This window comes from Massilicoli timonensis (assembly GCF_900199515.1).
Lineage (GTDB): Bacteria > Bacillota_I > Bacilli_A > Erysipelotrichales > Erysipelotrichaceae > Massilicoli > Massilicoli timonensis.
In genome coordinates this window covers 257,535-278,367 of sequence record NZ_LT963433.1, presented here as the reverse complement: position 1 = coordinate 278,367, position 20,833 = coordinate 257,535, and the positions used below count along the sequence as shown (strand labels likewise).

General features: G+C 43.8%; 18 protein-coding genes and 1 pseudogene. 12 read left to right on the top strand and 7 right to left on the bottom strand.

What is annotated here, in order from left to right; all coding sequences use genetic code 11:
• Nucleotides 1–32: 32 nt before the first annotated feature.
• The 5 genes from C1712_RS01895 to C1712_RS01875 form a co-directional block, all read right to left on the bottom strand.
• A complete protein-coding gene (locus tag C1712_RS01895) occupies nucleotides 33–1,790 on the bottom strand; it encodes a M3 family oligoendopeptidase (protein WP_102266273.1) in 1,758 nt (585 codons plus the stop codon).
• A gap of 72 nt (nucleotides 1,791–1,862) precedes the next feature.
• Nucleotides 1,863–2,504, bottom strand: a complete 642-nt coding sequence (locus C1712_RS01890) for a TMEM165/GDT1 family protein (protein ID WP_102266271.1) — start codon at nucleotides 2,502–2,504, stop codon at nucleotides 1,863–1,865.
• Nucleotides 2,505–2,565: 61 nt separating this feature from the next.
• Nucleotides 2,566–3,606 (bottom strand): M42 family metallopeptidase, encoded by a 1,041-nt coding sequence (locus C1712_RS01885; protein ID WP_425435991.1) that lies wholly within the window; start codon nucleotides 3,604–3,606, stop codon nucleotides 2,566–2,568.
• Between the two features lie 13 nt (nucleotides 3,607–3,619).
• Nucleotides 3,620–4,135, bottom strand: coding sequence for a bifunctional pyr operon transcriptional regulator/uracil phosphoribosyltransferase PyrR (pyrR, locus tag C1712_RS01880; RefSeq protein WP_102266269.1), 516 nt, complete (start codon nucleotides 4,133–4,135; stop codon nucleotides 3,620–3,622).
• Between the two features lie 85 nt (nucleotides 4,136–4,220).
• The gene (locus C1712_RS01875; RefSeq protein ID WP_102266267.1) at nucleotides 4,221–5,291 is read right to left on the bottom strand and encodes a pyridoxal-phosphate-dependent aminotransferase family protein; all 1,071 of its coding nucleotides are present in this window, start codon (nucleotides 5,289–5,291) and stop codon (nucleotides 4,221–4,223) included.
• A gap of 116 nt (nucleotides 5,292–5,407) precedes the next feature.
• Here C1712_RS01875 and pflA point away from each other — a divergent pair, with 116 nt between their 5' ends.
• Together pflA and purN are read left to right on the top strand one after the other, a co-directional pair.
• Nucleotides 5,408–6,142, top strand: coding sequence for a pyruvate formate-lyase-activating protein (gene pflA, locus C1712_RS01870; RefSeq protein WP_219718826.1), 735 nt, complete (start codon nucleotides 5,408–5,410; stop codon nucleotides 6,140–6,142).
• Nucleotides 6,143–6,150: 8 nt separating this feature from the next.
• Nucleotides 6,151–6,747 carry a phosphoribosylglycinamide formyltransferase gene (gene purN, locus C1712_RS01865; protein WP_180963039.1) on the top strand — a complete coding sequence of 199 codons (597 nt, stop codon included), beginning with the start codon at nucleotides 6,151–6,153 and terminating at the stop codon, nucleotides 6,745–6,747.
• Nucleotides 6,748–6,829: 82 nt separating this feature from the next.
• Here purN and hflX read toward each other — a convergent pair whose 3' ends face one another.
• Nucleotides 6,830–8,080 carry a GTPase HflX gene (gene hflX / locus C1712_RS01860; RefSeq protein ID WP_102266263.1) on the bottom strand — a complete coding sequence of 417 codons (1,251 nt, stop codon included), beginning with the start codon at nucleotides 8,078–8,080 and terminating at the stop codon, nucleotides 6,830–6,832.
• Between the two features lie 219 nt (nucleotides 8,081–8,299).
• Here hflX and C1712_RS01855 point away from each other — a divergent pair, with 219 nt between their 5' ends.
• The 6 genes and pseudogenes from C1712_RS01855 to C1712_RS01830 all read left to right on the top strand — a co-directional run.
• Nucleotides 8,300–9,622: an NCS2 family permease gene (locus C1712_RS01855; protein WP_102266260.1), complete on the top strand. Its 1,323-nt coding sequence runs from the start codon at nucleotides 8,300–8,302 to the stop codon at nucleotides 9,620–9,622.
• A 383-nt stretch (nucleotides 9,623–10,005) separates the two neighbouring features.
• A complete protein-coding gene (locus C1712_RS01850) occupies nucleotides 10,006–10,806 on the top strand; it encodes a helix-turn-helix domain-containing protein (RefSeq protein WP_102266258.1) in 801 nt (266 codons plus the stop codon).
• Between the two features lie 56 nt (nucleotides 10,807–10,862).
• Nucleotides 10,863–11,837 carry an adenine-specific DNA-methyltransferase gene (yhdJ, locus tag C1712_RS01845; RefSeq protein ID WP_102266256.1) on the top strand — a complete coding sequence of 325 codons (975 nt, stop codon included), beginning with the start codon at nucleotides 10,863–10,865 and terminating at the stop codon, nucleotides 11,835–11,837.
• Nucleotide 11,838: 1 nt separating this feature from the next.
• Nucleotides 11,839–12,927 (top strand): restriction endonuclease, encoded by a 1,089-nt coding sequence (locus C1712_RS01840; protein WP_102266254.1) that lies wholly within the window; start codon nucleotides 11,839–11,841, stop codon nucleotides 12,925–12,927.
• A 60-nt stretch (nucleotides 12,928–12,987) separates the two neighbouring features.
• Complete coding sequence (locus C1712_RS01835; RefSeq protein WP_102266252.1) at nucleotides 12,988–13,965, top strand: DUF3644 domain-containing protein; 978 nt, start codon at nucleotides 12,988–12,990, stop codon at nucleotides 13,963–13,965.
• A 359-nt stretch (nucleotides 13,966–14,324) separates the two neighbouring features.
• Nucleotides 14,325–14,603 (top strand): annotated as a pseudogene (locus tag C1712_RS01830) (transposase); the annotation flags it as partial.
• A 192-nt stretch (nucleotides 14,604–14,795) separates the two neighbouring features.
• On the opposite strand, the gene C1712_RS01825 reads toward C1712_RS01830, so the two are convergent.
• Nucleotides 14,796–16,322 (bottom strand): transposase, encoded by a 1,527-nt coding sequence (locus C1712_RS01825; RefSeq protein ID WP_180963038.1) that lies wholly within the window; start codon nucleotides 16,320–16,322, stop codon nucleotides 14,796–14,798.
• A 341-nt stretch (nucleotides 16,323–16,663) separates the two neighbouring features.
• Here C1712_RS01825 and C1712_RS01820 point away from each other — a divergent pair, with 341 nt between their 5' ends.
• The 4 genes from C1712_RS01820 (at nucleotide 16,664) to C1712_RS01805 (ending at nucleotide 20,810) form a co-directional block, all read left to right on the top strand.
• Complete coding sequence (locus C1712_RS01820) at nucleotides 16,664–17,506, top strand: DUF368 domain-containing protein (RefSeq protein ID WP_102266248.1); 843 nt, start codon at nucleotides 16,664–16,666, stop codon at nucleotides 17,504–17,506.
• 114 nt (nucleotides 17,507–17,620) lie between these two features.
• Nucleotides 17,621–18,250 carry a cyclodeaminase/cyclohydrolase family protein gene (locus C1712_RS01815; protein WP_178200276.1) on the top strand — a complete coding sequence of 210 codons (630 nt, stop codon included), beginning with the start codon at nucleotides 17,621–17,623 and terminating at the stop codon, nucleotides 18,248–18,250.
• 59 nt (nucleotides 18,251–18,309) lie between these two features.
• Nucleotides 18,310–19,605 carry an alanine/glycine:cation symporter family protein gene (locus C1712_RS01810; RefSeq protein ID WP_102266244.1) on the top strand — a complete coding sequence of 432 codons (1,296 nt, stop codon included), beginning with the start codon at nucleotides 18,310–18,312 and terminating at the stop codon, nucleotides 19,603–19,605.
• A gap of 56 nt (nucleotides 19,606–19,661) precedes the next feature.
• On the top strand, nucleotides 19,662–20,810 hold the full coding sequence (locus tag C1712_RS01805; protein ID WP_102266242.1) for a glycerate kinase family protein: 1,149 nt from the start codon (nucleotides 19,662–19,664) through the stop codon (nucleotides 20,808–20,810).
• Nucleotides 20,811–20,833: the final 23 nt, after the last annotated feature.

The following is a 20,833-nucleotide window of genomic DNA, read 5'->3' as shown; positions in this document are numbered from 1 at the left end:
TATGGATATAATAAAAACCGCTCATGCGGTTTTTATTTTGTGAGTTCCAGATACTGATCGATCAAATCGCTGGCAGTTTGTAAACTGCTTTCCCAAAACGCTTGATCGGTTAAGTCAATATCAGCCATTTTTGCGACTTCTTCGACATCGGCAACCGTCGTTGCATGCAGTAACTGTTTGTACTTTTCAACAAAGGCTTTCCCTTCCTGCTGATATTTTACGATCAGTCCACGTGCAAACAAACCACCGAAGGCATAAGGGAAATTATAGTAACTTAAATGTGCGGAATAGTAGTGTGATTTACAGATCCACATATAAGGATGCAGCACATCATGATCTAAGCCGTTTCCATAAGCTTCCTTCTGCGCTTCCAGCATGATTTCCTCCAGATCCTTTGCGAACAGGAATTCATTTTTACAGCGATTGAACACCGTATCCTCAAATAAGAAACGTGAATAGATGTCGCAGATGATCTGTGACAGATCTTGCAGCTGATTTTCAATGAGCGCTGCTTTTTCCTGCGGATCGCTTGTTTCCGCAATCGCCGCATTCATGATGATGTTTTCATTGAAGGTGGATGCTGTTTCCGCAACCGGCATCGAATAATCGGTATTTAAGGGGCGATGACTTTCGATCTGCTGCCCATGGAACGCATGACCGAGCTCATGCGCCAAAGTAACGACATCTCCCAAGCCGCCGTCGAAATTCGTCAAGACACGGCTTACTTTCTGCGCCGTCAGATTCGCACAGAATGCACCGCCCACTTTTCCGCTCCGCGGGAAGAAATCGATCCATTCCTCTTTGAAGGCGCGGTCGATCATATCATGCAATTCTATATCAAAATTCTTGAAATGATCCAGCAGATAACGATGAGCGCTTTCCGGTGTAAACACTTGGCTGCTTTCTCCCATCGGCGCAAATAATTCATACCAAGGCAGACCGTTTTGGTAACCGAGCAGTTCTGCTTTCCGACGATAGTATGCATGGAATTTCGGCATAAACCGCTTCATTGCTCCAAACATGGCGTCCAGTGTTTCCTGTTTCATATGTGCTTGCTTCAGCGTCATATCCAGCGCACTGTCATAACCACGCAGTTCCACGATCGTATTCACGTAAGATTTTAGATTGTTCAAAGAGAAGGCGATCGCCTCTTTGATCTTGTCGTAAGCCTTTAATTCTGCTTCATATGCTGACTTACGCACTTCTTTATCTGCACTGTAAGCCATGTTGCGAATTGAGGACAGTGTTTCATTTGAACCTTTATAATCAACGATCAATGTACTGGTGAGATACTGCTGTAAATCCTCCCATCCTTTCGGTCCGCTTAAATTTAATTTTGCGATTACGCCTTCTACCGCATCATCTAACAGATAGCGGTTTTCTTCCTTGATGTTATGGAATAAGTATGCATATTCCTGTAACACTTCATCCTGCTTGATGAGCGCATCAAGATCTGAAACGGCGGCAATGCGCTTGTTGATCATCGCTTCCGCTTCACCGCTTTGACTAACCAGCTTACTGAAACGCGCGATCAAAGATACCGTCTGCGCATCAGTCGTATCCGTCGCCTGCCGCAGCGATACAAACGAACCCAGTCGTTCACCTACCAAATGATAGTTTTCCAGCACGGCTACGGCTTCTTTCAGCATCTTCAGATCTTCCATCTTTTGACAGTCCTTCGCGAACTGTTTCAGTTCCTCCAAGATCTGTTCCAGTTTTTTCCAGTCATTTAGGAATGCGGGATCATCATACCCCTTATAGAGAATATCGAGATTCCATTTATCGTACATAATATACACCTACCTTTATGCGATGTATTATACCACATGAAAACCGATTTCATCTAAAGGAATGAATCTTTTTCAAGAAATATCAGTTCTTTTCAACAAATGCAGAGCGGAAGTCCAGTATAAGAAAACGATCAACAAAAGAAAGAGCAGCGATGTGCTTTTAGACATCAGTTCTAATTCCATGAAGGAAGCAAACCCGAAATATAGAAACAAGATACTGCCGGCAAGATCGAGATAACGCGGATCCAGTTTTTTCAACAACAGTTTTCCGGCAAAGATCGCCAGTAAATTGGCGGCGATCAATCCTAAGGAAGCGCCTAAAAACACCGCTAGCTGCGATTCATGCGCTGCTAATGCGATCGTCGATAATTGCGTCTTATCTCCTAATTCGGCAATCACAAAGCCAAATGCGATCGAAATAAGCGGGAACCGTCTTTTGCCCTTTGTTTCCTGTTCCTTTTCTTTGCGCATCCATAAAGAGGCAAAACCAAACAGGAGAAACAAACCGGATGCGGCTGCTTGCAGATAGACAAGCGGCAGGAAATGGGTCAATAAATGAGCTGCGCCGGTAGATAAAAACGAAATGACAACAGCGCCGATCGCCATGCCGACCGCAACGATCATGCTGGGATATTGCGTACAAAGCGCCATGACCATAAACTGCGTTTTATCTGCCATCTCTGCTATAAAAATCAGCAATGCACTTTCAAACATGTCTTTCACCTCAAAGAAGTATATGAGCGCATCAAAGAAAAAATGGCAGGATCACTGCCATTTATGCTTCACAAAGATAAGCGAGCACAAGCTGCATCGTCTGTTCCAGCGCTTCATAATGCGTACGCTCCATGCCATGTGAAGCATGTACGCCCGGTCCGATCAAAGCGCCGCGCAAATCATTGCCGCCGCGCAGGGCCGCGGAAACATCACTGCCGTAAAACGGATAGATATCTAGCGCGTAGTGCAGATCGTGCTTTTGCGCAAGCTTTACCAAATGAGAAGTCATCGCATAATCATAAGGTCCGCTGGAATCCTTCGCACAAATGCTGACATCATATTCCGTACAATCTAAATCTAAACCGATACAGCCCATATCGACTGCCAGCAGTTCACTCACTTCCTTTGGCATACAGGATGCACCGTGTCCGACCTCCTCATACGTACTGATCATGATGATACAGTCGTAGTTTGGCTTTACATCATGCTTTCGCAGATACTGCAAGACTCCAAACAGCACCGACACGCTGATCTTGTCATCGAGGAAACGGCTTTTGATAAATCCGTTTTCCGTAACGGTCGTCTTAGGATCGATCGCTACGATATCGCCGTTGGCAATACCCAGTTTTTTCACTGCTTCTTTGTTCTTTACCATCTCATCAATACGCACTTCTAAATGCTCCAGATCTCTTGGCACACTTGCAGCATCAGGATATACATGCGTAGCCGGTGAAGTGGACAAGATCGTTCCGCTGTAAACCTTGTTCGACCTGGTGATGATCCGGCAGTATTCACCATCTAGTGTCGGAAGGATCGGCCCTCCCAACGTAGTTAAGGCAAGGGTGCCGCTTTCCTTGATCGAGCGTACCATGAGCCCCAGTGTATCTGTATGTGCGCTAAGACCGATCGTCTTCTCACTGCTTGCACCGGATACATAGATGAGCAGGTTGCCTTTTTCATTCAGTGCGGTCTTATAGCCAAGCGTCTGTGCTTCCTTCTTTAGAAAAGCGATCGCATGGTGCGTGTAGCCGCTTGGAGAATCAATCGCTAATAATTTTTGCGCAAATGTCAGCACATAAGTGCGATCAAACATCTCTTTCATAGCCTTCTCCTTTTCAGCGGGCGATGAAAATGCCATCGCATTCATCAATTTCCCGCAGTTTGACGTTGACGGTTTCCTGCAATGAGGAAGGAATGTTCTTTCCGATATAATCGGCGCGGATCGGCAGTTCCCGATGACCGCGATCTACCAATACCGCTAACTGAATTTCCTGTGCGCGTCCGTGATACATGATCGCATCCATCGCTGCCCGCACCGTTCTTCCCTTAAATAACACATCGTCTACTAAAACGACTTTTTTATCTTTTAACTGCAAATGTCTGGCCGGCAGCGGCAACTCCTCATCCCGATCATCCCGCCAGTGGCGAATATCAATGGCGACACACGGTACTTTGACACCTTCGACCTGTTCGATGATTTCCGCAAGCCGCTTTGCCAAATATTCTCCCCTTGTCCGAATTCCTACCAAAATGATATTATCGACGCCTTTATTTCGTTCAATGATCTCATGTGCGATGCGTGTCAGCGAACGACGCACGCCCATTTCATCTGCAATGACTTTTATTTCCATGGAAAGCTCCTTTCTTTTACTATGCTCTCATTATAGAGAAAAAGCGGTAAAATGGCAATGAAAGAAGCAGGAAAAATGACCGGATTCAGTTGTTTTCTTCTTGCAGGCAGAGCTTTAACGCATGTGCCAAGGCATTTAATTCTTCTTCGCTGTAACGCGCCATATTGCCGATACGCAAAATGCGGTCTTCTCGATCATCTAATCCCAGTTCGATGCGGATCTGAAATTCCTGCTCTAAGCGCTGCTGCAGCCGGGAAGCGCTTTTAGAAGTGGTAAAGAGCAGAACCGAACGGGAAAGGGAAGGCGCTTGTTTGATACAGCCGTTTGCTTCCGTAATGATCGTGTATAAGCGCTCATACTGCCTTTGATAAAACTGATTCCAATAAGTGATCGGCCGGCTGTTTAAGATGCAGAGCGCCTGATGCAGGGCAAAATAAAGCGATACGGCCGGCGTATATTGCAAAAGGGCATTTTGTTTTTGCTTCTGCAGCATTTCATAAAAGTGAAACACATAGGTCGGTGCCTGTGGATTGAGACGAGTAAGTGCAGTAGGCGACAAAGCGATCATACATAAGCCCGGCGACATCCAAAAACCTTTTTGTGAAGCCATGATGCAGACATCGATCTGACTTTCCTTCATGGAAAAAGGATTCATGATCACACCGCCGATCCCATCCATGATCGAAAGCAGCTGATGTTTTCTGGCAAAGGCACCGATGCGCTTGGGATCCATTAACAACCCTGTGCTGGTATCGCTGTAAGTGAAAGCGATCGCTTTGATTGCAGGATATGCGCTGAGCATTTGTTCCAGCATGGCAGTATCCACAACACCCTGCTGCTTGACATCATAAAGATGAGGGATCATATCCATGCGTTTCGCCATGAGCGCGAAGCGGCTTCCAAAGCGGCCGCTGTCAATGACCAGCAGTTCCTCACCGCTGCTTAAAAAATTCAACAGAGCTGCCTCCATACCAGATGAGCCGCTGCCGTTTAATACCAGCACTTCACCCTCGCGGTCATCACAGAGCTGTTTCAGCTGCACGATCAAAGATTCATACAGTTCTAAAAAGGCAGCACTGCGATGATGAACCATGAGGTTGCTTTGTTTCTTTAATACAGCTTTATCACATTTAGAAGGACCGCAGGAAAAAAGCATGATTCACTTCCTTTCTTCTCTATTGTATGGATGTGTTTTATTTCGGTGATGCTTTTGACTAATCGCTTTGCTTATATTACAATAAGAAAACAAAGACACGAAAGAAAAAAGAGGAGATGAGAGATGTGAAAGGAAGGATCCATTCGTTGGAAAGCTTTGGGACCGTTGATGGCCCGGGCGTTCGTTTCGTGGTGTTTTTACAAGGATGTCCGATGCGTTGCGCCTATTGCCACAATCCGGATACGTGGTTCATCGAGCAGGGAAAAGAGATGGATGCAGATGAACTGCTGCGGGAGATCTTAAAGTATCGCAATTATATCAAGAGCGGCGGAGTAACCTTCAGCGGCGGGGAACCGATGATGCAGATGGATTTTCTGATCGCTATGGGAAAACGGTTAAAGCAACAAGGCATTCATATGGCAGTGGATACCAGCGGTGTCTGCTTTGATGAGCAGGATCAGCTATTCATGCAAAAGCTGGAAGAATTGTTGCACGTATGCGATCTGTTTTTATTAGACATCAAGCAGATCGATGAACAGAAGCATCGTGCTTTGAGCGGACATGGCAATGCGCAGATCTTAGCTTTTGCACAGTATTTGAGCCAAGCGGGCAAGCCGGTATGGATCCGTCATGTACTGGTGCCGCAGATTACGGCTGAGGAGGATCAGCTAAAACAGTTAAGAGCATTCTTAGATACCCTGCACAATGTGGAGAAAGTAGAGGTACTGCCCTATCACACGATGGGCGAAGTCAAATATGAAAAACTGGGAATTGCGTATCGCTTAAAGGGAATGACAGCGCCAAGTGCAGAACAGATCGCAGAGGCCAAAGCCATTTTAGGGGCAGAGTAGGAGGAACTATGATTTCAATCAGTGTATTTGCATCACATAACGGCAGTGATTTACAGGCGATCATCGACGGCTGTGAAGCAGGCATCATCAACGGAAAGGTCGTTGCAATCATCAGCAACAATTCAGACGCCTATGCTTTGGAAAGGGGCAGAATGCACAACATCGACACTTATCACATCAGTGCGAAGCGCTGCGGCGGTGAAGCGGAAATGCAGGAAAAAACGCTGCAGGTGCTGGCAGATCATCATACGGACATGATCTTTTTAGCCGGCTATTTGAAAAAACTGCCGGAAGCCGTGTTAAAGGCATATCATGGGCGTGTATTCAATATTCATCCGGGCCTGCTGCCGCGCTATGGCGGAAAGGGCATGCATGGAAAACATGTACATGAAGCAGTACTTGCCAATCACGAAACCGAAACCGGCATCACCATTCATCGGGTCAATGAGGAATACGACAGCGGCGAGATCGTGGCAGTCAGAAAAGTAGCGGTGCGAGAAGATGATAATGCCGATACTTTGGCAGCCCGGGTATTGGAAGAAGAGCATCGTTTTCTAAAGGAAATCGTTGCAAAGATCGCGGACGGCACGATTCCTTTGGGTTAGTTTCGCATAGAAAAAGCAGTTTTCTTTTGATCATCAACAGAAAACCGCTTTTTATTTCAGTGCTTGTTTGATCAGATCAAACTCATGCCAGATAGGCTTCCCATTTGCGCATGCGTTCTGCATCTGCATCGATTTCCACCAGCATCGCGTCATCAAGGTAGTGAATCTCAGACAAGATTCCCTGTTTGCGCAGCTGTGCAAGCAATGCATCATCATAAGGGATCTTCAGTTTCCATTTTTGATGCAGCGGATATAGGCGTTTGCTGATGAGATCACATAGAAAATCAATGTCCTTTTCCGCTTTCGCACATAGCATGACACGATCTTCCCGTAAACAGCGCGGATGCTTTTCCTGTAACCGATCGGCTTTATTGAAAACGGTAAGCATCGCGATATTTTCCACACCCAGTTTTTGCAGTGTATCGCTTGTTACCTGCATCTGTTCTCGATAATGGGGATTGGCGCCGTCTACGATCTGCAACAACAGATCCGCTTCTTTGATCTGTTCTAAAGTGGAATGAAATGCTTCGATGAGTTCATGAGGCAGGTCGCTGACAAAACCGACTGTATCAATGAGCAGAAACTGCCGGTGCGCGTCGAGGGAAATGCGCCGTACGCTGGTATCCAAGGTCGCAAACAGCATATCCTTTTCCAGCACTTGTTTCGCTGCTTTTTTCTGAAAGCGGGCGAGCAGCTGGTTCATGATCGTGGATTTTCCCGCATTGGTATAGCCGATCAAAGCGACGATCGGCAGATCGTTTCGCTGCCGCTTTGCCGCTCTTACGGCACGCTGTTTTTCCAGTCTCTTTAATTCATTACGCACTTCACCGATGCGCCGCTTGATGACACGCCGATCTAGCTCCAACTGCTTTTCTCCGGCTCCTTTGTTTCTGCCGCCGCTTTGTCTGCCTAAATAGGAAGTAGAACCGACCAGTTTTGGCAGCAGCGCATTTAATTTGGCGGCTTCGATCTGTAGTTTGGCCTCTGCCGTTACCGCTCTTGTTTCAAAAAGCTCCAGTATCAAAGCATTGCGATCCATGATCGGGCGATTCCATGCCTTTTCCAGATTGCGGCTTTGTAAAGGTGTTAATACATGATCGATCAAAACGACATCGACCGCAGTGCTTTCCAGCATCTCTTTGATTTCCTTGACCTTGCCGCTTCCGATATAGGTCGCGCTGTTCACTGTTTTCATATGCTGTTTGGCGTGCATGACCACTTCCATATCCGCCGCTTTTACCAACTCTAAAAATTCATCCCAATAGGCTGTATTTTCTTTTCCCTGCAGCGAAGTGAGAACAACGAGCACCGCTTCTTTTTCTTGATTTTCCATAAATACCTCATTTCTTGTTCTTATTGTACCTGTTTTTCTGTTGTTTTACCATGAAAGCGGAAATAGAAACACAAAAAACACATAATTGCAGAAACATGCAGTAAAAAATATACATAGAAAATTCAAAAAAATTTGAAACTGTGTGAAATTTGTTTTATAATGAAAAAGTCTTTTTTATCAAAGGGGTTTTAGAAGAAAAGGGCAGAAAAGAGGTAGAATATGTTAGAAAAGTTGTTTCATCTGAAAGAAAAGAACACGACGGTCAAAACGGAAATCATTGCCGGACTTACCACCTTCCTGGCGATGGCGTACATTTTGGGCGTCAATCCGGGCATGCTGGCACAGACCGGTATGGATCTGCATTCGGTATTTATGGCAACTGCCATTTCCGCGGCATTCGCATCGATCTTGATGGGGCTTATCGCAAACTATCCGGTTGCGCTTGCGGCAGGTATGGGGGTAAACGCGCTGTTTACGTTTAATGTTTGCTTAGTAGGCGGTTTCAGCTGGCAGGCGGCATTAGCTGCGGTATTTGTATCCGGTGTGATCTTTGTCATCATTTCGGTTACCGGAATCCGTAAAGTGATCATCAATGCGATCCCGAAGCAGTTAAAGCTGGCAATCGGCGCCGGAATCGGTTTCTTTATCGCATTTGTCGGCTTAAAAAATGCCGGCATCATCATTGCCAATGAATCTACATTTGTCGGTATCGGCTCTTTCAAAGAACCAACGGTACTGCTGGCGATCTTCGGTATTTTGATTACGGTTGCACTGTTGGCAAAGAAAGTGCCGGCAGCGGTTTTCATCGGTATGGTGATCACGGCTTTGATCGGCTTGATCTGCGGCTTTGCGGGCGTGGAAGGTATGCCGACGATCGACGGGGTCATCACGACTGATTTCTCAATGAATACAGTTGGTGGATTTATGGACGGTTTTGGAGAACTGTTTGCGGATCCGGGACAGGCGTTTATCATTATTTTCTCCTTCTTATTTGTCGATTTCTTCGATACGGCAGGTACACTGGTTGCGGTTGCGAACCGCGTTGGACTGGTAAATGAAAAAGGAGAATTGGATAATGTCGAACGGGCGTTATTAGCGGATGCGATCGGTACGGTTGCCGGTGCGGCGCTCGGTACTTCTACGGTTACTTCCTTTGTGGAATCCACTTCCGGTGTTGAGGTTGGCGGCAGAACTGGTTTAACGGCGGTAACGACCGGTATCATGTTCTTATTGTCGATCTTTATTTCACCGATCATTTTATCACTTGCGACCAATGCGGTAACAGCACCGGCGCTGGTCGTGGTCGGTATCCTGATGGCACAGCAGTTAGGCGGTATTGACTGGGATGATTTTGTATTTGCGACAGCCGGTTTCATTACGGTAATTGCGATGATCCTGACTTATTCCATTTCAAATGGTATCGCTTTGGGCTTCATCGCTTATACGGTGGCAATGTTAGCGAGCGGTAAAGCCAAAGAAGTGAACTGGATCGTTTGGGTATTGGTCATCATCTTTATCGCTTACTTCGGATTTCTGATCTAATCGATCTCATAAGAGGCGTGCAGCCTCTTTTTATATGGATTGTCTATCATACATCCCTCCATTGTTCTCCGTTGCTGTTCTCCCCGAAAGGATTTCTGGCGTTGGCACGTTCCCCATAACTTCGGGACAACTTGTCCCGAAACCACCTCTGGGCACTTTGGCCGGAAGTCGGCTCTCTGCGTGTTTTCCCCGCCGGATATTTCTTTTCGGATGGTCATTCTGTTTTCAAGGTGCTGTTTATCGATGAACTACCTTAAGTCTACACGAAAAAATACAATCCCCGGAATTTTGCGAAAATTGCATTTTGATGAAGTTTACACTTTGAGAATTGCATTTTTGCAATTATGCTGTATAATGGTGATATGCGGAGGAGGTGCCTGTCTATGGCTTTACCCAGAACACCGGGACAGCGGATTTCCGATTTATGCAACAGAAACCACATCACACAAAAGGAACTTGCGGAGAAGATCGGCGTTTCCGCTTCCCAGTTAAGCCGGATTGTCAGCGGCGAAACAAGAACGGTCAGCAGTGATATTCTCATAGGTGTGGCAAAGAAATTTAAGGTATCAACGGACTACATACTAGGCTTGTCCACCGTGAGCGTCCGCAAAAGCTATGATATTTCTGAATTGGGCTTATCCGAGGGAGCTGTGAGGGGGATTATGACGGGCACAGTTGATGTGCAAATTCTTAACCGCCTATTGGAACACAGGAATTTTCCGAAGCTGATAGATTTGATACGGATTTATTTTCAAGATACGGTGGTAAAGGGGATAATCGCAAGAAACCAGCTTATCGAGATAGCGACGGTTTCCCTGTCCGACCTGATGAAAGAACACGCGGAACACAGGAAAGAAGCAAGGCAGGATTTACAGCTTTTGAACGTACAGAAGATGGAGGAGCATAATGCGGAGATTGAGAAAATCAAGAGCGTGTTCCTTGCTATCCTGCGGGATATTAAGAAAGACATTAACAACGGAGAACAGCCGGGGGAAACTGTGACCGCCGCCATGTTTCAGACCATGCGGGACGCACTGGCGGAGCGGAAGCAAAACACGATTTCCATTGATGATGTAACAGCGATGATTGCCGGACAGATAGAACAGCTTACGCCAATGGACGAAGAAACCGCAGGCCTGTTTCAAAAGCTGGCAAAAAAGGTGATGGAGCATGCTGGAAAATAAAAAATTCAAAGAAGATATTCTTTTTAATCATCAAATAGCACAGGAAGGAAAATGATATGAATATTTGTAGCGAAGGACAACTGACATTGACATTTGATAACGATATATCTATTTCGGAACCAATTAAGAAAACATATCCAGAGATAGTTTTTGATTTCAATTCATTGTTCGATACTCAATTAACAGAAGAAAATATGAATAACAATAATTCAATGGTCATTCTTGGTGATAGTCTTTCTGTTCTAAAAAAAATGAAAGACAAATCCGTACAACTTATTTTTGCTGATGCCCCATATAACATTGGCAAGGATTTTGGTAATAACAGTGATAAGTGGGAAAGTGTTCATGCTTACATAGAATGGTGTAAAACGTGGATTGATGAATGTATGCGTGTTCTCTCAGGTAATGGAACAATGTACTTTATGACAGCGACACAACATATGCCGTATTTGGATGTATTTGCATCGGAAAAATATAACGTATTATGCCGAATTATTTGGTCATACGATAGTTCCGGAGTACAGTCAAAGAAAATGTATGGCTCTCTCTATGAACCTATCCTAATGATTTCAAAGACGAGTAAGTCTTCTTATACTTTCAATTACAAAGATATTCTTGTCGAAGCAAAAACAGGTGCTAAACGGAAATTGATTGATTATAGAAAAAATCCACCTCAGCCATACAGTTCCAAAAAAGTTCCCGGAAATGTTTGGGATTTTAGTAGAGTGAGGTTTAAGATGGATGAGTACGAAAATCATCCAACACAAAAACCAGAAGCTCTATTGGAACGTATAATCAAAGCATCGTCCAATCCTGGAGATGTTGTTCTCGACCCATTTTCAGGATCATTTACCACTTCGGCTGTGGCAGTTCGTCTCGGACGAGTAGGCGTAGGCATTGATATGAATGAGGAATATTATGAGATGGGATTAAGACGTACCGGCATTACCAAGACAAGGAACGGAAAAAGCCTTGAAAAAATAAAAGCACGCAAGACAAATGCTAAATCAAAATATGTAAGAGGAGAATAACATGAAGATTACAGAAACTTTTGTTTCGGATATTCTCAAAGCAGAGTATCCTACAGATTATCAAAAGATTTATGATAAAAGTCCTCTGCTTCAGTATTTAGACAAGAAAATGAAAGCAGTTCACGGTAATAGCAAAACTCGTAGAAGTTTGGCAAATATTTATGCGATTTATTCTATCCTGTTCTTCTATCAAAAGGATTTCTATAACAAAAAAGAAGCATATCGCCAATTTGAGGGATATGATTATATGCGACTGTTCAATTTCTATCGCAGTCTCTATGGTGGGAGTAAATTACAAAATCACGCGTTAAACTCTCGTGTGAATGGCGAATTTCACAACAAAATTAAGGATGTTGTAAACGACCTAATTATCGTTAATAACGGAAAGTATCTTATCCATATTGACTATATCTATGTCGAGGGACATGACATAAGCCTTGTTTCCTGCAAAATCATTAAAAAGTATATCGATCTTTTAATGGCAAAAGATCATGCCTTAATAAGTATCTTGGAAGAACTGAGAGGGTTGACAGACTACTCTGAGAAAAAAGCTAAAATCAATGCTTTACTTACAGAAGATGCCGAAGCTCGTATATTTGAGATTATCAGCTATGCCATTTTGAAAAACCATTATAAAAATATTACCGTGTTCTTCGGGTATACAAGGGATACTATTGATGAAGTAGTTCTTGAATTGTTCAAAACTGGAAGGACTAATGCAAATGACGGTGGTATCGATTTTGTTATGAGGCCGATAGGTAGATTCTTCCAGGTGACTGAGGTAAACAACTACGATAAATATCTACTGGATATCGATAAAGTCATGCACTTCCCAATTAGTTTTGTAATTAAAACTAAACAGAACAAGAAAAATGTTTTGAATAAATTAGAAAAATATATTGAACAGCGTTCAAGTGGTATGACTGTTTTGGAAGAAAGATACCATAAAGCGATTGAAGAAATTATTACCATTAATGAACTTCAACTGTGGACTTCAGAGCTTAATAATAGTGACATTGACGGAATAATTCGTGATATAGACATCTACTATAAACTTGAAATGAATATGGATGAAGAGGAAGAAGATTAAATATATTTTCTGATACCTAGGTCAAAAGTTGGTTTTCTATACTCGGAACGGAGGTGCCGTATGCCAAGGAAAAGACGAGTAAAATCTGTAAAAACAGTGCTGATAAAAAAAGCTCGCGAAGCGATGCTTGCTGCGGTACAAATATATAATAATCCGCAAGTCACATTCAAGGCAGAAACGTTTATCACGCTGGCTGTGATTGGATGGACTTATTTACTTCATGCCTTTTTTAGAAGCAAAGGTATCGACTATCGTTACTATCGTTATGTGGGGAAAAAGAAAGTATATGATAAAACCAAATATGGTGCATACAAACATTGGGAACTTGAACGGTGTCTTAATGAAAAGGACTGTCCTTTAGATAGTGATACGATAACAAATTTGCGTTTCCTTATTGGGGTTCGTCATGAGATCGAACATCAAATGACAGATAAGATTGACGAGTTTTTGAGTGCAAAATTACAGGCTTGTGCATTAAATTTTGATTATTACATCTGCAAACTATTCGGGGATAAATATAACCTTAGTAAAGAACTATCCCTTGCAATTCAGTTTTCCCCATTGACACCAGAGCAGCGTGATATGCTACATGATAATGTGCATATTACTTCAAATGTTAAAAACTTTGTTGTAGATTTTGAAAGTCTTCTTTCAGAGGAAGCACTGGCAAGTTCGCGCTATGCGTATCGCGTCCTTTTTGTTCCAATAAATGCAAAAAGAAAAGGGCAGGCAGACCAAGTCGTTGAATTTATCAAAAGCGATTCTCCACTTGCAGAGGGCATTGAGAAAACATATGCTGTTTTGAAAGAAACAGAGAAACGAAAGTATTTGCCAAGCGAGATTGTATCTTTGATGAAGGAAAAAGGATATAATAAGTTTTCAATTAACAAGCATACAGAATTGTGGAAGTCTCGAGATGCGAAAGATACAAAATATAGTTTTGGGGTACTAATATCAAAAACATGGTATTGGTATGAAACATGGTTGAAAGAAGTACAGAAGCATTGTGAAGAACACGCTGACGAACTGAAAAACTAATCTAAACTTCTTGGTATAGATAGCAAAGTAAGTCGAGCCAGTCACTGGTCAAGGCCTGGTTCAAACCCATTCATTTCAGCTTTGACAGTTGCCCGCTATCCTGCTATTTGTTGGGGGAGTGTGTCTACACTTCGGGACACTTTGTCCATAAGTCGGAGCGTAGTACGAGGGAAGGGGCTTTCATATACGTCCTGTCTGCTGATGAAACCAGTTTTGCGCTTGCGGCTTCACGTCATACAATCACAGCTCTGTTTTCCTGCCGTTTCAAACGCCCTTGCCCTCCCTGGCGGCAACGGCATTTACGGCAACGCCGACAGAGCGTATAACACACTATACTTTGCAAGTAAAGTAGCCCGTTTCACGGTCTGTTTTCGCCCTTTGCAAAGTTTGGTGTAGCTCGATTCATAGGATATTTGAAAAGCAAATCAACGCTCATGATATTTGAAAGGCATGCAAATATGAAATATAAATTTGGAAACAGAAAATTCTGGGCAAGAGGATATTTTGTAGATACAGTAGGAAAGAATGAAGAGATAATCAGGGAATATATCCACACCCAGTTGCAGGAAGATAAACTAGCGGATCAAATGAGTATGAAAGAATTTATTGACCCGTTTACGGGTGTGCCGGTGAAATAAAGTGATAAAAAAGGGGTCTTAACAGTTAAGTGATTTAATAAAATATCATTTAGGCTGTTACGGCCTTTTTTCTTTTTTGTTATCAGAATGAACGTTTAAGATTATCTCTCGATTATCAGAATTGAAATTTTGGCATGATAAAAACATCTTTTTTATCCTGTCTTCAAATTGTGGAAAACTTTCCTTATGATCTTAGGTTTTGTCCATTCTGTTTTTGTCTGAATATATGATATTTTTTAAGTTATAGCCCAGACATACCAAAAGAAATTCCATTTTCACGTTTTTCATTCCTCTTCTACTGAATCTTGTGAATTTGAAATCTTGTTTTATGACTCCGAACGCTCCTTCTACCTGTATGCTTCTTTGCTTTTTCATTTCCTTTCCTTCTTCTGTGGATAGATTTTTATCTACTTCTTTCCTGAATTCATTCATTGCTATGTTTTTCCCGATCTGTCGATAGTTTCCTCTTGTACATTCCTTTATCCTTTTACACCCTGCACATTGTTCCTTTTCACTGTACAACTGCGTGATCATCAGATTGTCCTGAAGTGTGTTTCTGTATCTGTCGCCATTATACTGGTCAAATACTCTGCCGCTTGGACAGACCTTATAGCCTTCTTCATTTTCTTTCCGGTTCAATGCATCATAGATTTTCTTTTGGAATTTTTTATCTTCCTTCTTTCCATACATATTATATTTCTGTACAAGCCTTATTCCTCGTATGATATTGAAAAAGTAATTATCATAGCTTCCATATCCTGCATCGGCCACCGGCCATTTTGGATAGCTTCCTGTTCTTTCCTTATATCTTTCAATAAAATCCTGCCATGTCGCTGTATCCACCGGTGACTGATATACATTGCTGTTTACAATAATTCCATCGCTTACTGCTATCTGACAGTTATAGCACGCTCTTGTAATTCCGCTCTGATTATAGTAGTCCCATTTTGTCGCCATGAAGGTCGCATCCAGATCTACTTTGGAACACGAATTTCGCTTTCCTATGATGCTCAGCCAGTATTCATATTCCATCAGTTTTCCATAATATCCAAGAAAAACATCGTATTCTCTCTGTATTTCGCTTTTCCTCTGTCCTGTTCCATACTTGATCTCTATATTGTTATTTACCATGGTCTCCATTAGATACTGGCAGATATAGCCAATTTCAAGTGCTGTATATGTCTGCTTTAGCGGATAAGCATATCCATGATGAAAATTCAGCTGAAAGATGGATTCGCTTATTCTTTGAAATAATCTTTCCTCTGCATTCAAAATTCTTTTTTTATAGACAAAGGAATTTTTGTGTGCATTTGCTTCTATTTTTGTACCATCTATATATTGTATATCCGTATCACATAGCATCAGATCCTGTGCTATGTGCTGGCTGATGTCAAAGAAGATATCATCAATGGATTCCGTAAGATCCTGTGTCATTCTCTGAAAAGCCATGAAGCTTGGCCTTTCCTGATTGGAAAGATAGAGATAGCGGGTATCTACTTTGCATAGATGAGCTATCTCAGATAAAGAACGATGACCTTCCATGAAGGCAAACAGCAAAGTTTTCAACAGCATGCCGCGATCATGAGAATGTGTATTATTGGAGCGGATCGACTTTACATATTTACTGAAATTAACTCCTTCTACCGCATCCAGAAAAGACCACATAGGATCGTCGCTGTCAATAGAAACTGATAAATCCAACGGCAGACACAATTGCATTCCGTCAGAATATGTTTTATAATTCTGGTGTGTATATGTATTCGTGTTCATATTTATATTATACACAAAAAAGACAGGTCTGCTTAATCGCTTTCCTGTCATTTTTTATTTTGAGGAGCTGTTTCAACTGTTACAGCCCCAGTAGGTAAAAGTGTTGTGGCTGTCAGGCCTCAGTGGTCGAAGGGCCACGCGTAACAATATACCCTTATAGGGTGGAGCCATACCACCAGTTTACTAGTGGTTATGATTTTACATGCATTTTACATTTCTTTTTCGGTTTCGTGTTTACGAATAGGGAAGAATGCTTTATACTAGAGAAGATTTACATGGAGGTATGTCAAATGATAAGAACAATAATCGGCGGAATTGCCGTCGGGATCGCGAATATTATTCCGGGTGTCAGCGGTGGAACGATGATGGTCATCTTAGGGGTGTTTAACCGGGTCATGGATGCCATCAGCAATTTATTGAAACGCGATAATCCCAATCGTTTAGCGGATCTCTTGTTTTTAGGAGAACTGCTGTTGGGCGCTGCGATCGGCTTGATCGGTTTTGCGAAAGTGCTCGGCTATCTGTTAAGCGAATTTGAAGTGCAGACGATGTATTGGTTCATCGGCTTGATCGCATTCAGTATTCCGGTATTTCTAAAAGCAGAAGTGAAGGGAAAGGGCAAGGTAAAAGTATTGCCTACTTTGATCGGTATGGCGATCATCTTCGCGCTTGTGTACTTTAATCCGGGTGAAGCGAGTGATGTGCATGTCGTATATCCGGATGTGAGCGTGTGGCTGTGTGTAAAGTTAGTGCTGATCGGGGCGATCGGGGGTGCTTCTATGCTGCTGCCGGGGGTAAGCGGATCAATGGTGCTGCTGATCTTAGGCGAGTATTATCTGTTCCGTGCTTATCTGGCAAATGTCTTATTGTTTCAGCTGAATATTTTGATTCCGCTCGGGTTCATGGGCATCGGCATTATTTTGGGAATCGTCATCAGTGCAAAAGTGTGCGGCTATTTCTTAAAGCACAATCATGATGCAACCATCTCTTTTATATTGGGACTCATCATCGCATCGACGCTGGTGCTCATTCCTTTGGATGCGGCTTATGACATGAACTTGATCCTGACTTCCTTTATCAGCTTCGCCTTTGGCGGCGTGATGGTCATGGGGATCGAAAAGATTGCCGGTTAATAGGTGCAAAAGCGCACCTTTTTATTTTTTTCTTTGTATAGACGCATGATACTTTTCACTTGCACATAATCGAAAAGTATGATACATAGAATACATGGGAAGGAGAGGAAACAGATGTTGATCGAAAAAAGCTTACAGTCTTATCTGGATGAAGTGGACAGTTCTCTGGCTGCGCCGGGAGGAGGAAGCGTGTGTGGTTTCTGCGGTGCGCTTGCGGTCGCATTGATTCGTATGTATGCGCATCTGTCCATTCAAAAAAAAGGATTTCTTGCCTTAGATGAAGATAAGCAGTATCTGTTTTTGAAACGTTTTTCTTCCCTGGAGGTAAAGAAAAGGGAGCTGCTTAAGATCGTCGATACGGATAAAGAGGCATATGAAGGCTGGTTACATGCTTATCGGGAAGTGAAGAAAGCAGATACGGAAGAAAACCGCCGGTTGTTGAAAGAAGCAGGTGATCAGGCGATTCGCGTCCCTTATCAGTGCATGGAGTTCTCTTTGGATGCGATGAAGCTCGCTTATGATATGGTGGCATATGGCAATCGGATGGCAATCAGCGATCTGATGATCGGGGTCATTTATCTGGAAGCGACGCTGCGCGCTTCGATCTATAATGTGCGTGCCAATTTATTACAGGAAGAAGAACAGATGGTCATGCACTGGAACGCATTGATCGAACAGTTGGAACAAGAAAGCGCAAGGGTGTTTGCCCAGATCGAAACAGCGGTAGAGCGGCGTTTTGCATAAGTCGGCAGCGACCGACTTTTTCTTTTGGCTTTTTCATATACTGGGGTGAGAGGTGAATCATGGAAAAGCTGGCTTATCTAAGTGCGCAGATCAATCAGATCGTCTGGGGAGAAGGGGTGATCTTACTGCTGCTTGGCATCGGACTTTATTTTTTTATTCGGTTATATCGCTGTAAGGTGCTGCGCTTAAAGGTCATCGTCAAGGAAAGCGGGAAGCTGCTGTTTCAAAAGGGAAATGGGCTTTCCGCACTGGCTTCTTTATCAACGGCTTTAGGGGCAACTCTTGGGGTAGGAAGCGTCGTTGGGGTCGCTTCTGCGATTATGAGCGGAGGAGCGGGCGCACTGTTTTGGATGTGGGTCTGCGCGCTGATCGGCATGGGCTTAAAATATGCGGAAACCGTTGCGGCGATGAAGCATCGGCGCAGACAAAAAGACGGGACATTTTTAGGCGGTGCGTTTTATATATTGGAAGATCATCGGCTGACCTTCTTCGGGGTGCTGTTTGCCTTATTTTGCATCATTGCGTCATTTGGGATCGGCAATGTCGTACCGGTTACCACGATCGTAGAGGCAATGGTGCCGTATGTGTCAAAGGAAAGCATGATGATCGTGCTGCTTCTGCTTTTGGGAATCTGTCTTTTCTTTGGCGCTGCGTTTATCTTAAAGCTGAATGCGTGGCTGGTGCCGCTTTTTTCCATCGTATATGGACTGGCATGCGTTTATTTGATCTTGCTGCACCGGGAACAGATTCCGCAGGTGTTTTGGCTGATTTTACAGGATGCGTTTCAGCCGCAGGCACAAGTCGGAGGCATATTTGCTTTTTTCAGTGCTAAGGCGCTGCATTACGGCATTAGCCGCGGGGTATTTTCGCATGAGGCAGGGATGGGAAGTGCGCCGCTTGCACATGCGGGCGCCGCACATACGCAGATTCGGGCGCAAGGCTATTTGGGCGTGCTCGAAGTTTTTATGGATACGATGGTATTTGCGACTTTATCTGCTTTTGTCTGTCTGCTTTGTGTGCCTGATCATCAAGGCAGTGCGATCACGCTCTTTACTGCTGCCTTTGAAAGTGGCTTCGGTATGATCGGTGTGCTGCTTTTTCGTTTTGCACTGGTCTGTTTTGCTTTTTCCTCGATGCTCGGCTGGATCTATTATGCGTTTGCGGCGCTTCGCTATCTGTTTCCTTATACCCAAAGCCGTATGGTATATGCCATCCTATTTCTATGTGTGAGCGTGGCGGGCGTATTTTTACAAAGCGATCTGCTGTGGGAAATTGCGGATACGTGCAACGCACTGATGATGCTGCCAAATCTTTTTGCGATCTGGCTGTGCCGTAAAGAGATCATTGCCGTATAAAAGATTGCTTTTCACAAACACTTGCCTGTATAATAGCAAGTAAGGTAGGTGATCGTATGAAAATAGTGGTAGCCTGTGATTCTTTCAAGGGCTGTTTGAGCAGCGAAGAGGCAGCGGCCCATATCAAAGCGGGCATCTTGCGGGAAAATGCACAGCATGAAGTATCTGCTTTTCAGATCGCGGATGGGGGCGAGGGCACGGTGGAAGCCTTTTGTGCAGCCGGAAAAGGGGAACTGATCACATTTGAAACAAAAGACGCATATATGAAACCGCGGCTTTGTCAGTATGCGCTGATCGAAGATGGAAAAACCGCTGTGATGGAAGTTGCCAATATCATCGGATTGAGCCTGTATCCAAGAGATCGCCGTTCACCGATGTATGCGACCAGTTATGGCGTGGGATTGGTATTGAAGCATTTGATAGAAAGCGGCATCAAGAAGATCATCATCGCTTTGGGAGGCAGCTGCACCAATGACGGCGGCATGGGGATGTTAATGGCGCTTGGGGCAAGGTTTTATGACAGTGCGCATCAGCGATTGTTGGGACAGGCACAGAATCTGGAAAAGGTGCGCTATCTCGATCTGCGTCGGCTGCCCGATATGGAGGGCATTGAACTGATTGCCGCCTGTGATGTAAAAAATTATCTGCTGGGAGAACAGGGCGCGACTTATGTATTCGGCAAGCAGAAGGGTCTATATCCCAATCAGATCCCGCGCATTGAAAGAGGCATGGTCAATTACTGCTATCATATTCGCCGGGTAACGAAGATCAATATGAATTTATATGAGGGAGGCGGAGCGGCAGGCGGCATCGGTGCGGTATTGCAGGCGCTGCTTCATGCCAAGATGCGCCCCGGCATTGAATTGCTGATAGAATACAGCGATCTGCCAAAACAGGTGGAAACCTGTGATCTGGTGATCACCGGAGAAGGACAAAGCGATGCACAGACGAAATACGGCAAAGTGCCGGTAGGAATCTTAAAGGTCGCCAGGCAGTATGAAAAACCGTGTATCATAATCAGCGGAGCTTTGGGACTTGGCTATATGGAGCTTTATGAACTTGGCTTTGCCGGTATCTTTTCGATCGCCGATCGGGCGATGACCTTTCAGCAAGCGCTGGAACAGGCGAAAGACAAACTGGAAGCAACTGCTTTTTCGATCATGCATCTATTGGAACACACCGTTCTTATCGAACCAAATAAATAAAAAAAAGATTTGAGTAATGCGCA